5 protein-coding genes and 2 tRNA genes are annotated in these 6,000 nt (G+C 53.0%); all 7 read left to right on the top strand.

What is annotated here, in order from left to right; genetic code table 11:
- Positions 1–79 precede the first annotated feature (79 nt).
- The 7 genes from pncC to AC1RKC_RS18510 all read left to right on the top strand — a co-directional run bounded on the left by pncC (position 80) and on the right by AC1RKC_RS18510 (position 5,998).
- The gene (pncC, locus tag AC1RKC_RS18480; RefSeq protein WP_020825280.1) at positions 80–568 is read left to right on the top strand and encodes a nicotinamide-nucleotide amidase; all 489 of its coding nucleotides are present in this window, start codon (positions 80–82) and stop codon (positions 566–568) included.
- 112 nt (positions 569–680) lie between these two features.
- On the top strand, positions 681–1,742 hold the full coding sequence (recA, locus tag AC1RKC_RS18485) for a recombinase RecA (protein ID WP_020825281.1): 1,062 nt from the start codon (positions 681–683) through the stop codon (positions 1,740–1,742).
- A gap of 64 nt (positions 1,743–1,806) precedes the next feature.
- On the top strand, positions 1,807–2,319 hold the full coding sequence (gene recX, locus AC1RKC_RS18490; RefSeq protein WP_020825282.1) for a recombination regulator RecX: 513 nt from the start codon (positions 1,807–1,809) through the stop codon (positions 2,317–2,319).
- Between the two features lie 133 nt (positions 2,320–2,452).
- On the top strand, positions 2,453–5,080 hold the full coding sequence (alaS, locus tag AC1RKC_RS18495; RefSeq protein WP_020825283.1) for an alanine--tRNA ligase: 2,628 nt from the start codon (positions 2,453–2,455) through the stop codon (positions 5,078–5,080).
- A gap of 252 nt (positions 5,081–5,332) precedes the next feature.
- The gene (gene csrA, locus AC1RKC_RS18500; RefSeq protein ID WP_004091602.1) at positions 5,333–5,518 is read left to right on the top strand and encodes a carbon storage regulator CsrA; all 186 of its coding nucleotides are present in this window, start codon (positions 5,333–5,335) and stop codon (positions 5,516–5,518) included.
- A gap of 310 nt (positions 5,519–5,828) precedes the next feature.
- Positions 5,829–5,921: transfer RNA gene (locus tag AC1RKC_RS18505), tRNA-Ser, on the top strand.
- Positions 5,922–5,924: 3 nt separating this feature from the next.
- Positions 5,925–5,998: transfer RNA gene (locus AC1RKC_RS18510), tRNA-Arg, on the top strand.
- Positions 5,999–6,000 lie beyond the last annotated feature (2 nt).

Below are 6,000 nucleotides of genomic sequence, written 5' to 3' on the forward strand. Positions count from 1 at the left end.
ATTTCTGTCATCGCCGCGTCAGATAAGCTTGATAAATGCTACTATCGGGCGCATATACCTGATTCGCTAAGGAGAGGTTATGAGTGAACAGCAACTGCGTAAACTCAGCGTTGCAGTAGGGGAAAAACTGAAGGCTAATGGCCAGTGGATCACCTGTGCAGAATCTTGCACCGGGGGGGCTATCGCCAAGGCCATCACCGATATTGCCGGCAGTTCCGCTTATTTCGACCGTGGTTTTGTCACCTACAGCAATACGGCGAAGCATGAGCTTCTAGGCGTGGCGGAAGCGACCCTGAATGCCCATGGCGCCGTAAGCGAAGAGGTGGTGCGCGAGATGGCTCAGGGGGCTCTGCACGCGGCTCGGGCCAACCTGGCGCTGTCGGTTAGCGGCATTGCCGGACCGGACGGTGGCAGCGTGGAAAAACCGGTGGGTACGGTCTGGTTTGGTTTTGCCGAATCCTCAGGACGCGTGCTGGCGCAAAAGATGCAATTTTCCGGCGATCGTGATGCAGTGCGGCTTCAGGCGACAATTTTCGCGCTGCAAACCGCCCTTGACGAATTTTTGTGAAATTAGGCTTGATACTGTATGACCATACAGTATAATTAGTGACATTTCCTGCACAACATACATTCAGTGGCAGTGTGGGGTAACACCGACATTGCGTAACGAAGGAGCAACAATGGCTATTGATGAGAACAAGCAAAAGGCGCTAGCTGCGGCACTGGGCCAGATTGAGAAACAGTTCGGCAAAGGCTCCATCATGCGTCTGGGTGAAGACCGTTCTATGGACGTAGAAACGATCTCTACCGGCTCGCTGTCACTTGATATCGCACTGGGTGCAGGCGGCCTGCCAATGGGCCGTATCGTTGAAATTTATGGTCCGGAATCTTCTGGTAAAACCACCCTGACGCTGCAGGTTATCGCTGCGGCGCAGCGCGAAGGTAAAACCTGTGCCTTTATCGATGCAGAGCACGCGCTGGATCCGATTTATGCGAAGAAGCTGGGTGTTGATATCGACAACCTGCTGTGTTCTCAGCCGGACACCGGTGAGCAGGCGTTGGAAATCTGTGATGCCTTAACCCGTTCTGGCGCGGTTGACGTGATTATCGTTGACTCCGTGGCGGCCTTGACGCCGAAAGCGGAAATCGAAGGTGAAATCGGTGACTCACACATGGGTCTGGCGGCACGTATGATGAGCCAGGCGATGCGTAAGCTGGCCGGTAACCTGAAAAACGCCAACACCCTGCTGATCTTCATCAACCAGATCCGTATGAAAATCGGTGTGATGTTCGGTAACCCTGAAACCACCACTGGCGGTAACGCACTGAAGTTCTACGCATCAGTCCGTCTGGATATCCGCCGTATCGGCGCGGTGAAAGAAGGCGATGAAGTCGTCGGCAGTGAAACCCGCGTGAAAGTCGTCAAAAACAAAATTGCTGCGCCGTTCAAACAGGCCGAATTCCAAATCCTGTACGGCGAAGGTATCAACAGCCGCGGCGAACTGGTCGATCTGGGCGTGAAGCACAAGATGATCGAGAAAGCCGGTGCCTGGTACAGCTACAACGGCGATAAAATCGGTCAGGGTAAGGCAAATGCCTGTAACTTCCTGAAAGAAAACCCGGCGGTTGCCGCTGAGTTGGACAAGAAACTGCGTGACCTGCTGCTGCACAGCAACGGTGAACTGGTTGCGGCAACTGACGAAGGCTTCGATGACGAAGCTGAAACCAGCGAAGAGTTTTAATCGCTGCTGACGCCTGTGAATGCCGTTATGGGTTTACGGGCGTCGACTACATCAGGCTTGAATAATGAATGATTTGCTAAGCCGCGCCATGCGCCTGCTGTCGCAACGCGATCATAGTGAAGCTGAACTGCGCCGCAAGCTTGCGGCGCAGCCATTTATGGCGAAAGCCAGATTTGGCACCAAAACGCCCACCTCCTCCACACCTGCTCCGTCTTCCGAAGAACCGATTGATCCTGCCGTTATCGAACAGGTGATTGCCTATTGCTATCAGCATAATTGGTTGGACGATCAACGCTTTGCCCGCAGCTATATCGGTAGCCGCAGTCGTAAAGGTTACGGTGCGCAGCGCATCCGCTCGGAACTGATGCAAAAGGGCGTAGACAAAGAGCTGACGCAAACTGCCCTGGCAGACTGTGATATCGACTGGTGTGAGCAGGCTAAACAGGTTGCGCAGCGTAAATTTGGCGACAAACTGCCAACTGACTGGAAAGAGAAAGCCAAAGTTCAGCGTTATCTGCTCTATCGTGGCTTCTTCCAGGAAGAAATTCAGTCAATTTACCGTGATTTTGCGCAATGAACGCACACGGGGTTTTACTTCCCCTTGAAGAAAATTTATCTTATCCCCACTTTTTGTTCGTGAGTTAGATGCCATCGTCAGGATGTCGCGTATCTTGCTCACGTGTCGTTATTCTAGCCTTTCCGGGAAAATTATGAGCAAGAGCACCGCTGAGATCCGTCAAGCGTTTCTCGATTTCTTTCATAGTAAGGGCCACCAGGTTGTAGCAAGCAGCTCCCTGGTGCCTAACAATGATCCGACATTGCTGTTTACCAATGCCGGCATGAACCAATTTAAAGATGTTTTCCTGGGGCTGGACAAGCGCGCCTATTCCCGAGCCACCACCTCACAACGTTGCGTACGTGCAGGCGGTAAGCATAACGATCTGGAGAACGTCGGTTATACCGCACGTCACCATACCTTCTTCGAAATGCTGGGCAACTTCAGTTTCGGCGACTATTTCAAACATGACGCTATCAGCTTCGCCTGGGAACTGTTGACCGGTGAAAACTGGTTTAACCTGCCTAAAGAAAGGCTGTGGGTGACCGTCTATGAAACCGATGACGAAGCTTTCGACATCTGGCAGAAGCAGATTGGTGTGCCGGCAGAGCGCATTATCCGTATTGGCGACAATAAAGGCGCGGCTTTTGCCTCTGACAACTTCTGGCAGATGGGCGATACCGGTCCGTGCGGTCCGTGCACCGAGATTTTCTACGATCATGGCGATCATATCTGGGGTGGCCCTCCGGGCAGTCCGGAAGAAGACGGCGATCGTTACATTGAGATCTGGAACATCGTTTTCATGCAGTTTAACCGTCAATCCGACGGCACCATGCTGCCGCTGCCAAAACCTTCGGTAGATACCGGTATGGGTCTGGAGCGTATTGCGGCAGTCCTGCAACACGTGAACTCCAACTATGAAATCGACTTGTTCAGCACGCTGATCGCTGCAGTGGCCAAGGTGACAGGCGCGGCAGATTTGAATAACAAATCTTTGCGCGTTATCGCTGACCACATCCGCTCCTGTGCTTTCCTGGTGTCCGATGGCGTGACGCCGTCAAACGAAGGCCGTGGTTACGTGTTGCGCCGCATCATTCGCCGCGCTGTTCGCCACGGCAATATGCTGGGCGCGAAAGACAGCTTCTTCTACAAGCTGGTTGCTCCGTTGATCGAAGTGATGGGGCCGGCCGCTGACGAACTGAAGCGTCAACAGTCTTTGGTTGAACAGGTACTGAAAACTGAAGAAGATCAGTTTGCTCGCACCCTGGAGCGTGGTTTGACGCTGCTGGACGAAGAACTGGCTAACCTGCAGGGCGATACCCTGGATGGCGAAACAGCCTTCCGTCTTTACGACACCTACGGTTTCCCGGTCGATCTGACGGCGGACGTGTGCCGTGAACGTGGCCTGAAAGTGGATGAAGCCGGTTTTGAACTGGCGATGGAAGCGCAGCGTCGTCGTGCACGTGAGTCCAGCGGTTTCGGCGCAGACTACAACAGCATGATCCGCGTTGATGGCGCCAGCCAGTTCTGTGGCTATGACCACGAGCAGCAGCAATCAACCGTGATCGCGCTGTTCCGCGACGGTCAGTCGGTCAATGAGATCCACGCCGGTGAAGAAGCCGTAGTGGTACTGGATGAAACTCCGTTCTACGGTGAATCCGGTGGTCAGGTTGGCGATAAAGGCGTGCTGAAAGCCGCTGGTGCCGATTTTGAAGTGAGCGATACCCAGAAATACGGCCAGGCCATCGGTCATCAGGGCAAGCTGTCTCAAGGTTCCTTGAAAGTGAACGATCGCGTTGATGCGCAGATCGATACCGTTCGCCGCAATCGCATCCGTCTGAATCACTCCGCTACCCACCTGCTGCACGCTGCACTGCGTCAGACGCTGGGTGAGCATGTGGCGCAGAAGGGATCGTTGGTTAACGATAAATACCTGCGTTTCGATTTCTCGCATTTCGAAGCGATGAAGCCGGAGCAGATCCGCATAGTAGAAGACTTGGTGAACCAGCAGATACGTCGCAACCTGCCGGTACAAACCGAAGTCATGGCGCTGGATGATGCCAAAGAGAAGGGCGCTATGGCGCTGTTCGGTGAGAAGTACGACGATAACGTGCGGGTACTGACCATGGGCGACTTCTCGACCGAACTGTGCGGCGGCACCCATGCCAGCCGTACCGGTGACATCGGTCTGTTCCGCATTCTGAGCGAGTCAGGTACCGCTGCGGGTATTCGTCGTATTGAAGCCGTCACCGGCGAAGGTGCGATTGCTACCCTGCATCAGCAAAATGATTTGTTGCAGGACGTTGCGCACCTGGTGAAAGGGGATAGCAACAACCTGACGGACAAAGTGCGTGCGGTACTCGATCGCACTCGCGCGTTGGAAAAAGAACTGCAACAGTTGAAGGATCAGCAGGCGGCGCAGGAGAGCGCTTCATTGTCCAGCAAGGCCAAAATGGTTAACGGCGTCCCGCTGTTGGTCAGCAAGCTTGATAACGTCGAGCCAAAAATGTTGCGTACCATGGTTGATGATTTGAAAAATCAACTGGGTTCCGCAATTATCGTGCTGGCTACCACGGCCGATGATAAGGTGAGCCTGATTGCCGGCGTGACCAAAGATCTGACCGACCGGGTTAAAGCCGGCGAGTTGATCGGCAACGTGGCGCAGCAGGTTGGCGGCAAAGGGGGCGGACGCCCTGATATGGCGCAGGCAGGCGGGACAGACGTCAGTGCCCTGCCGGCGGCATTAGACAGCGTAGAAGCCTGGGTGGCCTCGAAACTGTGAATATAAATAAATAGCACTTACAAACGCCATAACTCATTGTTGATTATGGCGTTTTTAAACTGTGCTAACACAATTTGGTTACAATTACGGGAACAAAGTTTTTCAGGTCGGCTAAACTTATCATTATCTGAGGTGAGACCAAGTCTGCTTACACTTATTGTGGGTTACATGACTTACGTTTTCACAGCATATGATGGATAATGACGGGGAAACTGAGAGACCCGACTCTTTTAATCTTTCAAGGAGCAAAGAATGTTAATTCTGACTCGTCGAGTTGGTGAAACCCTCATGATTGGCGATGAGGTCACGGTCACAGTGCTAGGGGTCAAGGGCAACCAGGTTCGTATTGGTGTGAATGCCCCCAAAGAGGTGTCAGTTCACCGCGAAGAAATCTATCAGCGCATTCAGGCAGAGAAGTCTCAACAGACGACTTACTGATTTCGAAGCAGCGTCTCGTTGCTCAGCGAGACGCTACTGCGCTTTTTTGTGCCTATCATCGTTCCTTTCCTGACTTCTCCGATTAAATCTTTTTGCTGCCTCCCTGACTTTGTTTGCTATTTCGCTATGGTTGCCTGTTGATAAAACACTCTTTTTGCCGTGAAATCGCCCATGTTGAGTGTGAATTGTGCAAACGCGCATGAGTTGGGAAAAATTGTTTGACTTAAAAGTCGGAGAAAGTAATATGTGCGCCACGCAGTGCCGATGAGCTTCTCCAAAGCAAGTTAGGCACAATTCGAAAGAAGCGTATGGTGAGGTGGCCGAGAGGCTGAAGGCGCTCCCCTGCTAAGGGAGTATGCGGTCAAAAGCTGCATCCGGGGTTCGAATCCCCGCCTCACCGCCATTTGCATCCATAGCTCAGCTGGATAGAGTACTCGGCTACGAACCGAGCGGTCGGAGGTTCGAATCCTCCTGGATGCACC

The sequence above is a fragment of the Serratia sp. GW822-FHT06E05 genome (assembly GCF_058799445.1).